At 43.9% G+C, this 17382-nt stretch carries 14 protein-coding genes and 1 pseudogene; 5 read left to right on the forward strand and 10 right to left on the reverse strand.

Annotated elements, in window-relative coordinates:
* Window positions 1–12: 12 nt before the first annotated feature.
* Window positions 13–1398 carry a nucleobase:cation symporter-2 family protein gene (locus BDD26_RS06795; RefSeq protein ID WP_115825942.1) on the reverse strand — a complete coding sequence of 462 codons (1386 nt, stop codon included), beginning with the start codon at window positions 1396–1398 and terminating at the stop codon, window positions 13–15.
* Between the two features lie 241 nt (window positions 1399–1639).
* On the opposite strand from BDD26_RS06795, the gene gltS reads away from it, so the two are divergent.
* Window positions 1640–2851 carry a sodium/glutamate symporter gene (gltS, locus tag BDD26_RS06800; protein ID WP_115825944.1) on the forward strand — a complete coding sequence of 404 codons (1212 nt, stop codon included), beginning with the start codon at window positions 1640–1642 and terminating at the stop codon, window positions 2849–2851.
* A 100-nt stretch (window positions 2852–2951) separates the two neighbouring features.
* On the opposite strand, the gene recG is transcribed toward gltS, so the two are convergent.
* From recG to gmk, 5 genes are read right to left on the reverse strand one after another with little or no spacing between them, the layout of a single operon-like run.
* Complete coding sequence (gene recG, locus BDD26_RS06805) at window positions 2952–5033, reverse strand: ATP-dependent DNA helicase RecG (RefSeq protein ID WP_115825946.1); 2082 nt, start codon at window positions 5031–5033, stop codon at window positions 2952–2954.
* Between the two features lie 22 nt (window positions 5034–5055).
* Window positions 5056–5763 (reverse strand): tRNA (guanosine(18)-2'-O)-methyltransferase TrmH, encoded by a 708-nt coding sequence (gene trmH, locus BDD26_RS06810; RefSeq protein ID WP_115825948.1) that lies wholly within the window; start codon window positions 5761–5763, stop codon window positions 5056–5058.
* A gap of 5 nt (window positions 5764–5768) precedes the next feature.
* Entirely contained in the window at window positions 5769–7880 is a 2112-nt protein-coding gene (spoT, locus tag BDD26_RS06815) for a bifunctional GTP diphosphokinase/guanosine-3',5'-bis pyrophosphate 3'-pyrophosphohydrolase (RefSeq protein ID WP_038259330.1), read from the reverse strand.
* Between the two features lie 18 nt (window positions 7881–7898).
* Window positions 7899–8174 (reverse strand): DNA-directed RNA polymerase subunit omega, encoded by a 276-nt coding sequence (rpoZ, locus tag BDD26_RS06820; RefSeq protein WP_038259331.1) that lies wholly within the window; start codon window positions 8172–8174, stop codon window positions 7899–7901.
* Window positions 8175–8228: 54 nt separating this feature from the next.
* On the reverse strand, window positions 8229–8852 hold the full coding sequence (gene gmk, locus BDD26_RS06825) for a guanylate kinase (protein ID WP_115825950.1): 624 nt from the start codon (window positions 8850–8852) through the stop codon (window positions 8229–8231).
* Window positions 8853–9158: 306 nt separating this feature from the next.
* Between gmk and BDD26_RS20480 the strand changes: the two genes are divergently transcribed.
* Both BDD26_RS20480 and ligB read left to right on the forward strand, forming a co-directional pair.
* Window positions 9159–9716, forward strand: coding sequence for a hypothetical protein (locus BDD26_RS20480; RefSeq protein ID WP_280524512.1), 558 nt, complete (start codon window positions 9159–9161; stop codon window positions 9714–9716).
* Window positions 9652–10929: an NAD-dependent DNA ligase LigB gene (ligB, locus tag BDD26_RS06830; RefSeq protein WP_280524513.1), complete on the forward strand. Its 1278-nt coding sequence runs from the start codon at window positions 9652–9654 to the stop codon at window positions 10927–10929. Before BDD26_RS20480 ends, ligB begins: the two co-directional genes overlap by 65 nt.
* Before the next feature lie 166 nt (window positions 10930–11095).
* Here ligB and BDD26_RS06835 read toward each other — a convergent pair whose 3' ends face one another.
* The gene (locus BDD26_RS06835; RefSeq protein WP_038259336.1) at window positions 11096–11713 is read right to left on the reverse strand and encodes a trimeric intracellular cation channel family protein; all 618 of its coding nucleotides are present in this window, start codon (window positions 11711–11713) and stop codon (window positions 11096–11098) included.
* Between the two features lie 135 nt (window positions 11714–11848).
* Here BDD26_RS06835 and BDD26_RS06840 point away from each other — a divergent pair, with 135 nt between their 5' ends.
* Entirely contained in the window at window positions 11849–13165 is a 1317-nt protein-coding gene (locus BDD26_RS06840; RefSeq protein ID WP_115825952.1) for a YidR family protein, read from the forward strand.
* Window positions 13166–13235: 70 nt separating this feature from the next.
* Here BDD26_RS06840 and BDD26_RS06845 read toward each other — a convergent pair whose 3' ends face one another.
* The 3 genes and pseudogenes from BDD26_RS06845 to BDD26_RS06855 form a co-directional block, all read right to left on the reverse strand.
* Window positions 13236–13586: a YceK/YidQ family lipoprotein gene (locus BDD26_RS06845; RefSeq protein WP_115827508.1), complete on the reverse strand. Its 351-nt coding sequence runs from the start codon at window positions 13584–13586 to the stop codon at window positions 13236–13238.
* Window positions 13587–14239: 653 nt separating this feature from the next.
* Window positions 14240–15496: a valine--pyruvate transaminase gene (locus tag BDD26_RS06850; protein WP_038259340.1), complete on the reverse strand. Its 1257-nt coding sequence runs from the start codon at window positions 15494–15496 to the stop codon at window positions 14240–14242.
* A gap of 185 nt (window positions 15497–15681) precedes the next feature.
* A pseudogene (locus BDD26_RS06855) lies at window positions 15682–16276 on the reverse strand (DNA-3-methyladenine glycosylase I).
* 194 nt (window positions 16277–16470) lie between these two features.
* Between BDD26_RS06855 and glyQ the strand changes: the two are divergent.
* Window positions 16471–17379 (forward strand): glycine--tRNA ligase subunit alpha, encoded by a 909-nt coding sequence (gene glyQ, locus BDD26_RS06860; protein WP_038259344.1) that lies wholly within the window; start codon window positions 16471–16473, stop codon window positions 17377–17379.
* Window positions 17380–17382 lie beyond the last annotated feature (3 nt).

Raw genomic sequence — 17382 nt, forward strand, 5'->3', positions numbered from 1 at the left:
CGAAAATTACGACTATTTTTCTTGAGGAAAAATCAGATTTAGGAGAATGGCTGTAAGCCCGCCAGCGGCAATGCCAGAAGAAAGCAGGTTTCTTACCCATTCAGGTGCATATTGTAAGATCAGTGGTTGTTGAGAAACGCCCAACCCCACAGCCAGTGACAAGGCAATGATCATAATGGCACGTCGATTTAACGGTTCACGGGAAACAATTCTGACACCAGATGCGGCAATTGTACCGAACATCACAATAGTAGCGCCACCTAATACTGGTTCAGGAATATGCTGTACAAAACTTGCTACTGCCGGGAACAGCCCTAATAGAATCAGCATGAAAGCAATAATGTAACCGACATAGCGGCTGGCAACGCCAGTCAGTTGGATTACTCCATTATTCTGACCAAAGCAGGAGTTCGGGAATGTATTAAATACAGCAGAAACCATCGAATTGAGACCATTTGCTAATACACCCCCCTTAATGCGCCTCATGTACAACGGGCCGCTGACAGGTTGCTCAGAAACATCTGAAGTTGCTGTAATATCACCAATTGTTTCCAGTGACGTCACCATAAAAATCAGGACAAGTGGGATCAACAAATTCCAGTCAAAAGAGAGTCCGTAATACAACGGAGAAGGAACAGTGATAATTGGTTTGTCTTCTGTTGTGGTTGAATGAGGTAGCATCTCCATATACCAAGCGACTAAATACCCTACTGTCATGGCAATAACCAGAGACGCAATCCGTAAATAGGGGTTATGTTGACGATTCAGCAGCACGATAATGGCGAGAACAATTCCCGCCAGCAAAAGGTTTTCGGGAGCACCAAACGTACCTTGCTGAATGGCGGTATAACCGCCGCCGATAGAAGTTAATCCAACCTGAATCAGTGACAGACCAATAATCATCACAACAATGCCGGAAACTAAAGGTGTGATGATCTTTCTGGCCAGATGCAGTATGCGGGAAAGAAATATCTCAGTGGTTGCTGCAAGCATCAACGTACCAAACAGGGCAGCCATCATTGTTGGAATATCGGCCCCTCCATTTTTCAGGGCCAGGCCACCTATGATAAGGGGAGCAACAAAATTAAAACTGGTTCCTTGAATGGAAAGCAAACCTGAGCCAATTGGCCCCCAGGAACGGATTTGAATAAGTGAGGCTAACCCTGAAGCAAACAAAGACATGCTGATAATGCGTTGTGTATCTTGTTCGGGAAGCCCAAGAGCCTGACAGATCAATATCGCTGGTGTAATGACAGCAACAAACATTGCCAGCAGATGCTGACAGGCGGCAAACAGGGCATGTGGAAGAGGTGGTTTATCTTCCAGACGGTAAATTAATTCACTACCCGATTTTTCGGGAATTTCTGATGCTGAGTGTTCGTGGGTTGAGGTAACCATGGTGTGGAGTTTCGAGTCAACAAAAAACACATTTTATTGATCTGGCTTATAAAAGCAATCGTTTGCGTGAAATTTTACCTATGCGGTATAACTTTATTTCGTCACATTTTTAAATGTTTTATCTTGTATTTATCGGTAATTTTTTTTCTAATCCAACCCTTACCTGCTCTTGGCGTTTTTATAGGATGATTATAACGTCGCATTAAATTCACATAATTTTAACAATGAATGGGGTACGTAAATGTATCATTTGGATATTTATGGCACGCTCGTTGCGGCCACACTTGTTTTGCTAGTGGGAAGAAAACTCGTACAGTCAGTTTCATTTCTTGAAAAATATACGATTCCAGAGCCGGTCGCAGGTGGCTTGTTGGTTGCTTTTGTTCTTCTGATAGTTAAACAGTCCACGGGCTGGGAAGTTAGCTTTGATTTATCTCTCAAAGATCCTCTTATGTTGGCGTTCTTTGCTACTGTAGGCTTAAACGCCAACCTTGCCAGCCTGAAAGCAGGTGGAAAATCCTTGGTAATCTTTATTGTTGTCGTTGTGGGTTTATTGTTGGTGCAAAACACAGTGGGGATTGCATTGGCGAAAATGCTTGGGCTTGATCCATTAATGGGGCTGTTGGCTGGCTCAGTCACCCTTTCAGGAGGACACGGAACTGGTGCTGCTTGGGGTAAGGTATTTACTGAACGTTATGGCTTTGAGAATGCCACTGAAGTCGCAATGGCATGTGCAACATTTGGTTTAATACTGGGAGGCCTGATTGGTGGCCCTGTTGCTCGTCTGCTGGTAAGGAATAACAAAACACCTGGCCTGGAAGCTGAGGATACTGAAGTTCCGACTGCGTTTGAAAAACCCTATACCGGCCGTTTGATTACACCATTAGTGATGCTCGAAACCATCGCTTTAATATCTATCTGTTTGCTAGTAGGTAGCTATCTTGAGAAGGTTCTGGAAGGTACGCTCTTTTTGCCAACTTTCGTGTGTGTCCTGTTTACCGGGGTGATACTCAGTAATGGCTTGTCCCTGCTTGGTTTTTATCGGGTATTTGACCGGGCAGTGTCAGTGCTAGGTAACGTCAGTTTGTCCCTCTTCCTGGCAATGGCATTGATGAGTCTTAAATTGTGGCAACTGGCGTCCCTTGCGCTGCCGATGTTAGTGATCCTTGCTGTGCAAACGGTGGTTATGGCACTGTACGCCATCTTCGTCACTTACAGAGTGATGGGTAAAAATTATGATGCGGCAGTATTGTCAGCCGGTCACTGTGGTTTTGGTTTGGGTGCAACACCAACGGCGATTGCAAATATGCAGGCGATTACTGACCGCTTCGGACCATCACATGTGGCGTTTTTACTCGTACCGATGGTAGGTGCGTTCTTTATTGATATAGTTAACTCAGCCGTTATCAAGATTTATCTGTTATTACCGGTATTCCCATCGGTAGCAGGCTAACTTAACTCACCTTTGCTTTTGCCTGATATCTTGGCTAAATATGCCGCTGAAATTATCAGCGGCATTTTTTAATTATCTTATAAGCATGATAGTTCTTTGATTAGGCATGGCTGTATTGCGAACGGTCGGACAGCCAGCGTTCAATCAGTGCTTTGGCATGTTCCGGGTAGTGTTGATGGATATAGTGGGCAATACGTTGCACTTCGGGGAGCATTCCCTGATCCCTTAATAAATCGGCAATCCTGAACTCGACGTTACCGGTCTGACGCGTACCAAGCAGTTCACCTGGCCCCCGAATTTCCAGATCTCTTTGAGCGATAACAAAACCATCATTACTGTCCCGTAAGACTTGCAGACGTATTTTGGCTGTATTGGTCAGCGGTGTCTTATAGAGCAGGACACAGTGAGAGGCTACGGCTCCACGCCCGACGCGGCCACGGAGCTGATGTAACTGAGCCAATCCTAACCGTTCAGGATTGTCGATGATCATCAGGCTGGCGTTAGGGACATCCACACCGACTTCAATCACTGTGGTGGCAACCAATAACTGTAATTCACCTTGCTTGAAAGCCTCCATAATGGATTGCTTTTCTGCCGGTTTCATCCGCCCATGCACGAGGCCGATTTTCAGCTCAGGTAGCATCAGGGTCAATTCTTCACTGGTAACCTGAGCAGCTTGTGCTTCCAGAACTTCGGAGTCTTCAATCAGGGTGCATACCCAATAAGCCTGACGTCCTTCGTCTAAGCAAGCACTTTTAATACGCTCAATAATTTCATTCCGGCGAGTATCAGGGATAGCGACAGTTGTTACAGGTGTTCGTCCAGGGGGAAGTTCATCAATAATGGAAGTATCTAAATCGGCATAAGCGGTCATTGCCAATGTTCGTGGAATAGGTGTTGCAGTCATGATCAATTGATGGGGATGAAACCCCTGTTCACGCCCTTTTTCCCAAAGCGCCAGACGTTGATGAACACCGAATCGGTGTTGTTCATCAATAATGACCAATGCCAGCCCGGCAAATTTAACTTGCTCCTGAAACATTGCGTGAGTGCCGACGACCATACTTACCTGACCACTGGCAATAGCTTCTTGTTGTGCTTGGCGCGCCTTACCTTTTTGCTTACCCGCGAGCCATCCTACCTGAATACCGAGTGGCTCGAACCACTGGCGAAAAGTGTTGGCATGTTGCTCCGCAAGAAGTTCGGTCGGTGCCATTAAGGCAACCTGCTTACCATGTACAATAGCCCGTATTGCAGCGAGTGCTGCCACCAGCGTTTTACCGGAACCGACATCACCTTGTATCAGCCGCATCATCGGGACATTTTTTTCCAGGTCGTGTTCTATTTCCCTTACTACACGCTCCTGCGCACGTGTTGGCGAAAAAGGGAGCTGATCCAGCAATTGCTGTTTTAATGAATTATCTGCGGTGAGCGGTTGAGCATGGAAACGCTGAGCTCCGGCTCTGACCGCCAGCATGCTTAAATGGTGTGCCAGCAGTTCTTCCAGAATTAATCGGCGTTGTGCTGGATGTTTACCATTTTCCAAATCGGCCAGAGAAATATCTGGTGGTGGACGGTGCAGAGTACGCAGAGCATTGGGAAGGCTGATGATCTGCTGACTAAACTGATCTGGCAATAATTCATTAATCGGGCAAGTATCAAGCAGTTCCAGAGCCTGTTCGATCAACTTGCGCAGTGTAGTTTGGCGCACTCCCTCCGTCGTGGGATAGACAGGTGTTAGTGTATCCTGCAATTGAGTGCGCTCGGCGTGTTGCCGGATCTTGTATTCTGGATGAATAATTTCGGCTCCCTGGGAGCCGCGGCGAATTTCACCATAAACAATGATATGCTTGCCTTTCGCCAGACTATTCTTCATGGCAGCAGTGAAATTAAAAAAACGCAGAGTTAATATGCCTGTTCCGTCGCTGATTTGACAGGTCATTATGCGCCGTCGCCCAAAAGCTACATTGGTACGTAATATTTCACCCATCACCGTAGCATAAGTACCGGGTAATACATCGTTAATAGCATACAGGCGGGTTTGATCTTCATAACGGAGAGGTAAATGCAGCAATAAATCCTGTAGATTGACCAATCCCAATCTGGCAAGTTTAGTCACCTGATTGGCTCCGACACCATGTAAAGTGGTTAATGGGATGGCATCAAGTAATCGGCCTTTCATACCTATTCTCCGTCAGTGTGATTTATTTCCCTGTTGGTGGTGCGGTTGTTGCCTGCATTGTTGCCCACCAGGATTCACTTGCGATAATTTGCCCTTGTTTATCAATGAACGGTCGTTCCAGCCCTTTACGATGTGCGACCGCAGCTAAAACAGGATATCCGCCTTCAAACAGTAACTTTTGTTGCTCCTCTTCGGAGAGAATACTTTCCTCCCGCTGATACATACCAGCAAGTTGGCGTTGCCGCTGTGCTTCATACAGAATCAGAGCAGAGGCAACAGAGACATTCAGTGACTGAACCATGCCTGCCATCGGAATGATAATGTCATGATCTGCCAGCGCGATAGCCTGTTTGGAAATCCCTTTCTTTTCCTGCCCCATAATGATGCAGGTAGGTTTAGTGTAATCAATCTGACGGAAATCAACCGCTTTATCAGAAAGATTGGTGGCTAATATCTGCATTCCGGCTGTTTTAAACTGGCTAATCGCGTGTTCAATAGATGAGTGAGTTTCTACCTGAACCCAACTGTTACTACCTGCCGCAGAGGAGAGTTGAGTCCGTAACTGATGAGAAGGCCAAATGGCATGGATTTGATGAATACCAACTGCATCCGCAGAGCGAATAACTGCGGATACATTATGGGGTTTATGTACTTCTTCTAAACAAATTGTCAGGTCAGGTTGACGCGTTGCCATCATCTGACAAATACGTGCATAACGTTTAGGATTCATAACCTCTAGTTTCGGTTACGGCTGACTCGCAGTACATCCGGCATAACACGTATCTTACGCATGATATTTGCCAACTGGATACGGTCTTTGGTCGTCAGCCTGATGAAAGCACAATAAACGCGGCCATCTTTTTCCTCGGTATTCATGCTTTGGATGCTGGAATTTGCATCATTAATGGCTGCTGTCAGATTTGCCAGTGCTCCCTGATGGTTAAACATATCAACTTTAATTTCAGCGATAAAATCGCTATTGATATCTTTATCCCACTCAACCGGCATGAATTTTTCCGGTTCTTTCTGATAACCGCGGATATTACGGCAAGATTCGTGATGGATAACTAAACCTTTCCCAGGACTGATATGAGAAATAATCGGGTCCCCCGGAATCGGTCGGCAACACTTAGCAAAAGTAATCAGGATGCCATCAGCACCTTTGATTGGCAGCTTACGGGATTGACTGCTACTACCATTCGGAATTTTTTCTGTAACACCCAATAGATTATGAGCAACGACAACACTCATCGCATTACCTAATCCGATCTCTGCCAGCAGATCATCGAGTGAAGCGAGTTTCATTCTTGCCAATTCTCTGTCGATATTTCCCTGTAAAATATCGTTAATTTTCAGTCCATTGCCAAGTGCATGATTGAGCAGACGCCGCCCCAGACTAACGGAATCATCCCGTTTAAGGTTTTTCAGTAACTGGCGTATCTTAGCGCGTGCTTTAGAGCTGACGACAAAATTCAGCCACGCCGCATTAGGGCGGGCGCTTGGGGCGGTAATGATCTCAACGGTTTGCCCACTGCTTAGGGTCTGAGATAGCGGGTAAGGCAGACGATCAACTCGAGCCCCGACACAAGCGTGACCAATATCCGTATGGACGGCATAAGCAAAGTCGACAGGTGTTGCACCTGCCGGTAATTCGACAATACGTCCTTCAGGAGTAAAAACGTAAATCTCATCAGGGAATAGATCAGATTTGACGCTTTCAATGAATTCGAAAGAGCTACCAGCACTCTGCTGAAGTTCCAGCAGACTTTGCATCCAGCGTTGGGCACGGACTTGCGCTGTGGTGCCTGATTCCCCTTGTTCTTTATAAGCCCAGTGTGCCGCAACCCCCATCTCTGCCATTTGATCCATGTCTTCTGTCCGGATCTGGACTTCAACAGGTACTCCATGTGGACCGATCAGAGAGGTATGCAAGGATTGATAGCCGTTGGCCTTAGGAATGGCAATATAATCTTTCACTCTGCCGGGACGGGGTTTATACAGGCTGTGCATTTGCCCTAAAACACGGTAACAGGTATCAAGATTGCCGACGATGACACGGAACGCGTAAATATCCATAATGGAATGAAAACGCTGTTCTTTCAGGTGCATCTTGCGATAGATAGAGTAGAGGTGTTTTTCCCGTCCATTGACGGTACATTGGATGCCTGCATCCGTTAATCTGCCTTCAATTTCTGACAGAATTTTCTGGATCATTTCCTTACGGTTGCCACGGGCAGCTTTAACAACTTCTTTGATCACCCGATAGCGGTTAGGATACAAGGCTTCAAAACCAAGCTCTTCCAGTTCTGTTTTCAGGTGATGTATCCCCAGCCGATGGGCCAACGGGCTGTAGATTTCCAACGTTTCCCTGGCGATGCGCCGCCGTTTATCAGGGCGCAGAGAGCCAAGGGTTCGCATGTTGTGTGTTCGGTCTGCCAGTTTGATCAGAATGACACGGATATCCTGTACCATTGCCATGATCATTTTGCGGAAGTTTTCGGCCTGAGCTTCCTTTTTATCACGGAAGTTCAGCTTGTCCAGTTTAGAGACACCTTCCACTAATCCAGCGACGGTGGTGCCGAATAATTGCTCAATATCCTGAAATGTCGCTGGGGTATCTTCAATGACGTCATGCAGAAGTGCGGCCATAATTGTTTCATGGTCAAGACGCATTTCAGCCAGAATACAAGCAACAGCTACGGGATGAGTAATATATGGCTCACCACTGGAGCGGGTTTGCCCTTCGTGGGCATCCCGTGCTACGACATAAGCCTGCTTTAATAGATCAATTTGATCTTCAGGCAAATATTTAAGTACAAGCTGGTTCAGGCTTTCAAACAGGTACAAGGCAGACCTACCGTAAAATTAACGACGACCGTCGGCGATAGCAGAAACAGCTTTGATTTCTGCAGCTTCTTGCTCCTGCTGTTCTTGACGTTCACGAACATCAAGGATTTTATTATTAATAAGACCTTGCTCGATTTCACGCAGAGCGATAACTGTCATCTTATCGTTTTCTTCTGGAACAAGAGGATCTTTTCCACCTGACTGTAATTGGCGTGCTCGGCGAGCAGCGACCAACACCAGGTCAAAACGGTTACCAATTTTTTCTACTGCGTCTTGAACAGTTACGCGTGCCATATATGTGCTACTCCACAGATAAATAAATGACTGGGCATAATACTGAAACTTAGTTCAGTCTGCCAATAGTTTGCTGATTAACGCATCATGTCGTTGAGTCTGCCTTTCTAATCGCAGACGTTCGGAACGAATAATCGATTGTAAATCGGCCAGAGCCGTATTGAAATCATCATTGATGATGACATAGTCATACTCTCCATGATGTTCCATTTCTGCAACAGCCTGATACATTCGTTTAGCGATGATTTCTTCGCTGTCCTGACCACGGCCACGCAGACGGCGAAGTAATTCTTCCCTTGAAGGAGGAAGAATGAAAATGCTACGAGCCGCAGGCATTTTTTGACGGATTTGTTGCGCACCCTGCCAGTCAATATCAAGAAAAACGTCAACACCACTAGCGAGAGTATCTTCAATAATTTTGCGGGAAGTACCGTAATAGTTACCGAAAACACAGGCGTGCTCCAAAAATTCATCATGGTTAATCATATTTTGGAATTCATCGACTGTGATGAAATAATAATGTTCACCATGATTTTCGCCAGGACGTGCCGGACGAGTTGTATGTGAAACAGAAACCTGAGTGTCATACAAAGGCTGGGTTTTTAATAAAGCCTGAATAAGGCTTGATTTACCTGCTCCACTTGGGGCAGAAACAATATATAACGTTCCTTGACTCATGCTGATTTCTTGACTGATTGGGGTATTAATAAATGCAAGCGCAGGAAGATAAATCCCACATAGTATACACGGATACGCTAATCCATGCAGCGTTACAATACATGTCAACGGGCATTTCAACAAAATTTTTTCTTAACAAACAGATGTTCAAGCAATGTTTTGCGAAACAATTTCAGAGAAAATAAACGGTTGCAGAAATTGAACAATTATTTTTCGAAACACTTCGCAAACTCTTTTCTTCTATCTTGGTACAAGCCGAATTTCTTTTTATTCTCTGCTCGTGTTTAAGGGACATATGGAGCAAGGATGCTTAATTTTCTGATTATAATTTTGGTGCTGCTGTTTGGAATGCCGATGGCATTAGCAGACTGCCCGGCTTGGCCAAAGGAAAAACTCCAGTTTGAAACAGAACGCCTGACACCACAGATAGCGAAATGGGATCACCTTTATCGTCAGCAGGGAATCAGTGAAATAGATGATGAGATTTATGATCAACTATTGGAAACCTTGACGCTCTGGCAAGATTGTTTGAAGCAGAAACAAGGCAATACCCTTGCTGTACCTGCTTTATCTAAGACTAAGACAATATCAGACAAGGCTTTTGTGGCAGACAAATCATTCCTGGCGGTAGTGCCACATAAGGTGGATCTAACTAGCGGAAAACAGTTTCACCCTGTCCAGCATACAGGCCTGCATAAACTAAAAGGAATAGAGGAAGTTCGCCGATGGTTACAAGGACGCTCAGCCGTTTGGGTACAGCCCAAAATTGATGGAGTTGCAGTTACGTTGGTTTATCAAAATGGTTTTTTTGGTCGGATTAATCAGCAGGGGAAATGGTGCAGAAGGAACGGATTGGCTGGATAAAAGTGAATTTATTTCCAGTATTCCTAAACAGATAGAAAACGCACCGGATCATATGATCTTACAAGGAGAGCTCTTTTGGCAACAGAATAACCATCGTCAATCTATTGCAGGTAGTCAGAATGCACGCAGCAAGGTAGCTGGGTTGATGATGCGTAAAACTCCTTCACCGGAACTTAGTCAAATAGGGATATTTGTATGGAGTTGGCCGGATGGGCCAGATGAGATGGCAGTTAAACTGGAGAAACTGACATCAATGGGATTTCCCATTACACAGCAATATAGCCATCAAATCTTCAGTGCAGAAGATGCGGAAGAAAAGTGGAAAATGTATTTTACCCATCCTCTCCCTTTTGCCACAGACGGTGTTGTTTTAAGGCAGGAAACTGAGCCTGCCGGCAGGCAATGGCGTTCTGGTTCAAACAGTTGGTCGATAGCATGGAAATATCCTTTGCAACAGCAAGTTACAACAGTGAAAGATGTTCAGTTCAAGATAGGTCGGACAGGAAAAATATCTGTTTTGTTAGAGCTGGAAAAAGTGCAATTAGACGATAGACAGATCAATCGTGTTCATATTGGTTCAGTAAGACGTTGGCAGCAATGGGATGTTTATCCGGGAGATAAAGTGACTGTGACACTGGCGGGGCATGGCATACCAAAACTCGATAAAGTGGTATGGCGCATTGCGGAACGTCAAAATATTCAGCCTCCTAATATGCAGCAGTTTCATTCGCTCAGTTGTTTTGTACTGAATAACCAAGATTGCCAACAGCAGTTTATTGCTCGTCTGACGTGGATGGGGAAAAAATTGAAAATGAAGGGTGTTGGACAAGGTATATGGGCTGCTTTGGTAAGGGATGGACGGGTAACGCATCTGGCAGACTGGTTGGCATTGAATACGAAGCAACTTGCTGAAATACCTAACATTGGTTCTAAACGCGCGAAGCTAATTTTTACCCAATTCCAGCAGGCACAACGACAACCAGTCTCATTATGGCGTGAAGCGATAGGGATGCCTTATGCCAATAGATTTATGGATGAAGTAAATCAGTACAGGGATGTACAATTATCAGAAACAGGAGCCGGCAGTACTTTAACAGCACAACAAAGAACAAAAATTGAGGAGTTTTTACAATACCCCGAAGTTAAAGAATTGGTTGAGGCATTAACTTTACAGGGAATTAATATTAATGTGCATGGAATGGCTTTGCATTGAGTTGATTTACATGAATTTCCTTCACAGGAAGCGGTTTCTTTGCAGTAGTTTTCTTTGTCGGGAAGTCGGGAAATGTGGAAAAGGAGAATACAGAAAAGAAAACGGCAGGCAGGTAAACACGCAAGAGCGAAGGAGCAAGCACTTGCTCCAAACGCCCAGATTAATGTCAATGGTCAGCGCCATCATAGTTGAAGATGGGTAATCCAAGACGATAGCGAATAGCAATCAAGCGGGCAGTCAGGCCTGCAATAAGGGTGATGATGATTACGCTGTTTGGGTGCAGTGGAGTATGTAATAACGCGATATATAACCAGGCAGACGCAAAAGAGACACCTGCGTAGATCTCTTTCTGGAACACTAATGGAATGGTGTTACAAAACATATCACGCAGTACTCCACCAAAAACACCGGTAATAACAGCGGCAATGGCGGCAATGACTGGGCTGTAGTGCATATCCAGTGCGATTTGTGCGCCAATAATTGAAAAAACAATTAAACCAATCGCATCAAGAATAAGAAATAAACGTCGAAGGTGTTTCATCATTGGGGCAACCCAAATGGTGACTACTGCGGCGCAGGCAACAGTCACAATGTATTCTGGATTTTTAACCCAACCAAGGGGGTAGTGGCCCAGAATAATATCACGAACGGAACCACCGCCAATGGCTGTTACAGAAGCAATAATAATTACGCCGAACACATCCATTTTTCGACGACCTGCGGCTAAGGCACCTGTCATGGCTTCAGCCGTGATACCAATGATATAAAGGACACTGAGTAGCATAAATTTAATCAAATGGAATATAAAGTAAGGTAAAGAGTAATGCTGAAATAATAACGTCTCGATTGAAATTTTTTAGTTAAATTTTAATAGCATTAGTTTTTATTATCCGAAACCTCGCATCTTAAAGGTAGGAAAATGGTTTTTAAGGAACGTCAGATTACATTCGACAACCGTAGCCATCAGATAACTAATATAAATATCTGGACCCCTGATAGCCAGTGGTTAGTCTATGATGTACGCCCTAACGGGGCAGACTTTACTGGCTTAACGATAGAAAAAATTCATATACATAATGGACAGACAGAGATTATTTATCAGGCAAAAGATGGTGCACATGTTGGCGTTGTAACAGTTAGTCCGCAGGAACCTGCTCGTTATGCGTTTATTCATGGCCCGGAAAATCCTGACGCTCACTGGCAATACGATTTTCATCATCGCCGTGGTGTGATCGTTTCCGATATGCAGCCAAATGTTGCTGTCAATATTGATGCGTTGGACATTACCTCACCGTATACAGCCGGAGCCTTACGTGGTGGTACACATGTGCATGTTTTCAGTCCTGATGGCAGTCGTTTGAGCTTTACCTATAACGACCATGTTATGCATGAGTTGGATCCTGCACTTGATTTACGCAATGTAGCGGTCGCTATTCCACTAAGAGCGGTGATATCAGCCAAAAAACACCCAAGAGAATATGATGGTAGCTATTTTTCGGTGGTAGTGAGCCGCACTACAGCACATCCACGCCCTGGTAGTGATGAGATCAATCGCGCATATGAAGAAGGATGGATTGGGCAGCAGGGTTATCTTAAAAAGAATGGGCAATGGCAGCGTTGGGCTCTGGCTTTTATTGGTGATACATGCGCTGAAAATGGTGAAAAGATCCCTGAAATTTACCTTGTTGACCTACCTGAGCATGATGAAGATTATGCGGTTGAAGGTAATCAGCCATTAACCGGAACGGAAACAACCTTGCCTGCACCCCCTGCGGGAGTGAAACAGCAACGTTTAACATTTACCCACCAGAATCGTTGGCCGGGCGTGGTCAGTACGCCCCGGCATTGGTTGAGAACATCTCCGGATGGCAGCAAAATTTGTTTTCTGATGAAAGATGATAAGGGAACTATCCAGTTATGGTATGTATCCCCAAAAGGGGGAGAACCAATACAGGTCACGCATAGTGCACATGACATACAATCTGCATTTAACTGGGATAGCCGAGGCCGATTTATTGCTTTTGTCTGTGATAACAGTGTCATGCTCTGTGACAGCCAAAATGGTGAAGTTCAGCGGCTAACAGCACGTACTGACATTGCTCCATGTGCTGATGCAATAGTGCTTTCTCCTGATGACCGACATGTTGCTTTTATGCGGGATATTAATGGCTATCGTCAGATCCTTATTGTCGAGACAGGCATCGTTGCACCATCTTTGCACAATAACGATGCCTGAAAAAACATATTAAGACAATTTGCAGCACAATGGGTATTGGTAGAGCTGTGATTGATAGGGCAATGAAGGATCAGTCTTCATCATTCATGGACTCTTCTGATATCTGTTGTGTATGAGTTGAACTTTTTTCCAGTTTTTCAATGCGAAGCTTAGGTGATTTCCTTGTTTGATCCTGATTTGAGAAAGCATAATCATAAGGGAGCAAAAGAGTATCTAAAAAGGCTGATAATGGTAGATCTACTGCGAGCAAAGGTTTCAGGAACCATCCCGTTTTGTCATCTTTTAACATGTTAATATTAGCTTGTGCCCCAGAATAATATCCCTGATGGGGGCCACTATGTGTCATGATGCTGGAACAGCCTATAAGCAGAGACCACCCAAATATAGTAGCGGATAATAGAAGCAGTTTACTGTTTTTCATCATTTCTATTCCATGAACCCAATGAGTTAATTTGTCGATATCCAAATTCTTATATCTACTTTAACGTTACTTTCCTTAATCATAAAGATAACTCTATATGATTATTTACTATAGTCAGGTTATATTCAGTTTGCTATAGCGCTTATTGTTAAATGCAATAATTTTTTTCGTCAGAACATATATAAATTATTTCTTTTGAATTTATCAACAGTATAAGCAATTACCCAAATGAATGTTTTTCATTGCTTAGATTAGGCACTGAGTTTGAGGAAATAAGGTTTGGGAATTAGGTGTAGATGATTACTTTCTGTAAGATGTGAGGGATTGAAAACAGTGTAAAATGATTAAGCATATGTATTTGATTCATTAAATGTGCTTTAGATCACATAATACGTAGCAATCATCTTAATTTCACAAGTTAGAGGCAATTTAAAGTTAAAAAATCTTGTCTATTCAGGTCATTAGATTTTTTATTTTCTGGTTAAATATGCCGAGTTCAGGGAAAGTGTATAAACAAGGATTGTTTTCCTTTCCTACTATGTGTGAAGAATTCTTTTGGGATTCTAATAACTACTGTCCTGTTTTCAGGTAAAAAGTCCTCGTTATCATTTTACTCCCTCACCTTAAATGAGGGAGCTTTTTTATTATTCCGATTAGCGATCTGCTTCTTTATGAGCGATTTCAATTTCTTCGGATAAAATACGGACACCTTCTTCGATTTTCTCCAAATCAGGCACATAGTTCATACGTATACATTGATGGGCGTGAGGCCAGTTGTGTTCCAAACCAGGGAAAAAGTAGTGGCCCGGCAACATTAATACTTTTCGTTTTTTTAATCGCTGATAAAGGATTTCTGTCGTAATCGGCAGATTTTTAAACCATAGCCAGAGGAATATTGCTCCTTCTGGTTTATGAATAAGGCAATACTCTTCTGACATATAACGGCGAATGATCTTAATTACGCTATCTACCCGTTTCTTATAAAATGGCTGAATAACATTCTGGGATAAACGGAACAAATCATTACGGCGGATCATTTCCAGCGTAATAGCAGAGCCAACCCCGCCTGGTGCCAGACTAATAACGCCATTCATATTACTGACAGCATGGATAATTTTCTCATTAGCAATGATGATTCCGCAACGAGTACCCGGTAGCCCCAGTTTGGACAGGCTCATGCATAAGATAATATTTGGGTTCCAAAGAGGCGTTGCATTACTGAATACAATACCCGGGAACGGTACACCGTAGGCATTATCGATCAGCAGAGGGATTTGGTGTTGCTGAGCCAACGCATCCAGACGCAGTAATTCTTCATCGGTGATGACATTACCTGTTGGATTAGTTGGACGGGAAACACAGATCAAGTTGATATCTTCAGAAATATTCAGGTGATCAAAATCAACCCGATATTTAAATTGGCCATTGGGTAGTAATTCAATATTGGGTTTGTTGGCAACAAATAAACCTTCATCCAGACCAGAATCAGTATAGCCAATATATTCCGGCGCAAGGGGAAACAGAACCCGTTTCATTGAACCATCTTCAGCTCGCCCCGCTAATAAATTGAACAGGTAGAAGAAGGCGCTTTGGCTGCCATTGGTCAGGGCAATATTTTGCGGGTGGATTTCCCAACCGAGTTTTTCTTGTAATTCTTGAGCCAAAGCTGCGATTAAGGTGTTTTTCCCCTGTGGCCCATCATAATTGCACAGAGTTTCGGTTAATTGGCCGTTTAACGCTAGATCTGTCAATAGTTGTTGGAAATATTCATCCATTTCAGGAATATGAGCAGGATTACCACCACCTAACATAATTGCGTCGGGTGTTCTCAAACCTTTGTTGAGATCATTCATCAGGAGAGTAATTCCTGAATCCTGTGTGAACTTGTTTCCGAATTGAGAGAATTTCATAACAGCAGCAGCGTCTTTTTTGTAGGATGAGAGGACACCATACCCCGCACTTTATTATGGTGCAATGGGGTAAAGTTTTTATTCTATATTGCTATATATTGTAATGTGACTTGTTGTTGGATTTTGAAACTGGATATTTAATATTTTTATAGTCTTATATTTTAACAACAAATTGCCACCTATTTTTATGCACTGATTTCAGTTTTTTTGGCTTTCAATTTTCGGCATAAACAGTTGGCAATGTGATCATTGACCAAACCCGCAGCCTGCATAAAGGCATAACAGGTAGTACTGCCGATAAATTTAAATCCGCGTTTTTTTCAGTGCATTTGAGAGAGCATCAGAATGGTCGGTTTTGACAGGCACTTCTGCCAGTGTTTTCCAGTGGTTAATTTGCGGGTTGTTGTCAACAAATCGCCAGATAAACTCACAGAAATCTTCCCCCTGTTCGGCCATTTTCAGATAAGCACGGGCATTATGAATTATGGCATTGATTTTAGCGCGGTTGCGGACGATAGCAGGATCTTGCATCAGTTTATCGACATCATTTTCATCCATTTCGGCAATTTTGACAGGATCAAATTGATGGAAACATTTTCGATAACCTTCCCGTTTTTTCAGAATGGTGAGCCACGATAAACCAGCCTGTTGCCCTTCAAGGCAAATCAGTTCGAAAAGCTGTAGGCTGTCTTTTAACGGATTACCCCATTCATTGTCGTGATAGGCCAGATAATCAGGATCAGATGTAACCCAACCACAGCGAGTTATTTCCTTATTCATGAATCGCACATCTCCACAGATAATGGTGAATAATTACACCAATATTAGCTGTATAAATATACAAGTAAAGTGGCAGAGATAAGATTTTTTTATACTGTGACAAAATTGGGCGTGATCAATGCTGTATATCTTACAGTCAGAGGGTATACTGAACGCTTTCGTTTAAATTCATATGTATCGCGTGCGAATTCAACATGCAAAAGTTTGATACCAAAACCTTTCAGGGGATCATCCTGACATTACAAGATTACTGGGCGCGTCAAGGCTGTACTATTGTCCAACCATTGGATATGGAAGTCGGCGCAGGAACTTCTCACCCTATAACTTGCTTGCGTGCTTTGGGGCCGGAGCCTATTGCAGCAGCTTATGTGCAACCTTCCCGTCGTCCAACTGATGGACGTTATGGCGAAAACCCAAACCGGCTCCAGCACTACTATCAGTTTCAGGTTATCATCAAGCCATCTCCAGATAACATTCAGGAGCTTTACCTTGGTTCCCTGAAAGAGTTAGGGCTTGATCCTACCGTTCATGATATCCGCTTTGTTGAAGATAACTGGGAAAACCCGACATTAGGTGCTTGGGGACTGGGTTGGGAAGTCTGGCTGAATGGCATGGAAGTGACTCAGTTCACTTACTTCCAACAGGTCGGTGGTCTTGAATGTAAACCAGTAACTGGCGAGATTACTTATGGTCTGGAACGTCTGGCAATGTACATTCAGGGCGTAGACAGTGTGTACGACCTGGTGTGGAGTGATGGTCCGTTGGGTAAAACCACGTATGGCGACATTTACCACCAGAACGAGGTTGAGCAGTCTACTTACAACTTTGAACACGCTGATGTGGATTTCCTGTTTACCTGCTTTGAACAATACGAAAAAGAAGCACAGGAATTACTGGCGTTGGAAACTCCACTGCCACTTCCTGCCTATGAGCGCATTCTGAAAGCTGGTCATACCTTCAACTTGCTGGATGCCCGCAAAGCGATTTCCGTGACTGAACGTCAGCGCTATATCCTGCGCATCCGTACCCTGACCAAAGCAGTTGCTGAAGCTTATTATGCCTCCCGTGAGGCGCTTGGCTTCCCTATGTGTAACAGAAAATAAGAG

Origin of the sequence: Xenorhabdus cabanillasii (assembly GCF_003386665.1) — a bacterium.
In the GTDB taxonomy this organism is placed as follows: domain Bacteria; phylum Pseudomonadota; class Gammaproteobacteria; order Enterobacterales; family Enterobacteriaceae; genus Xenorhabdus; species Xenorhabdus cabanillasii.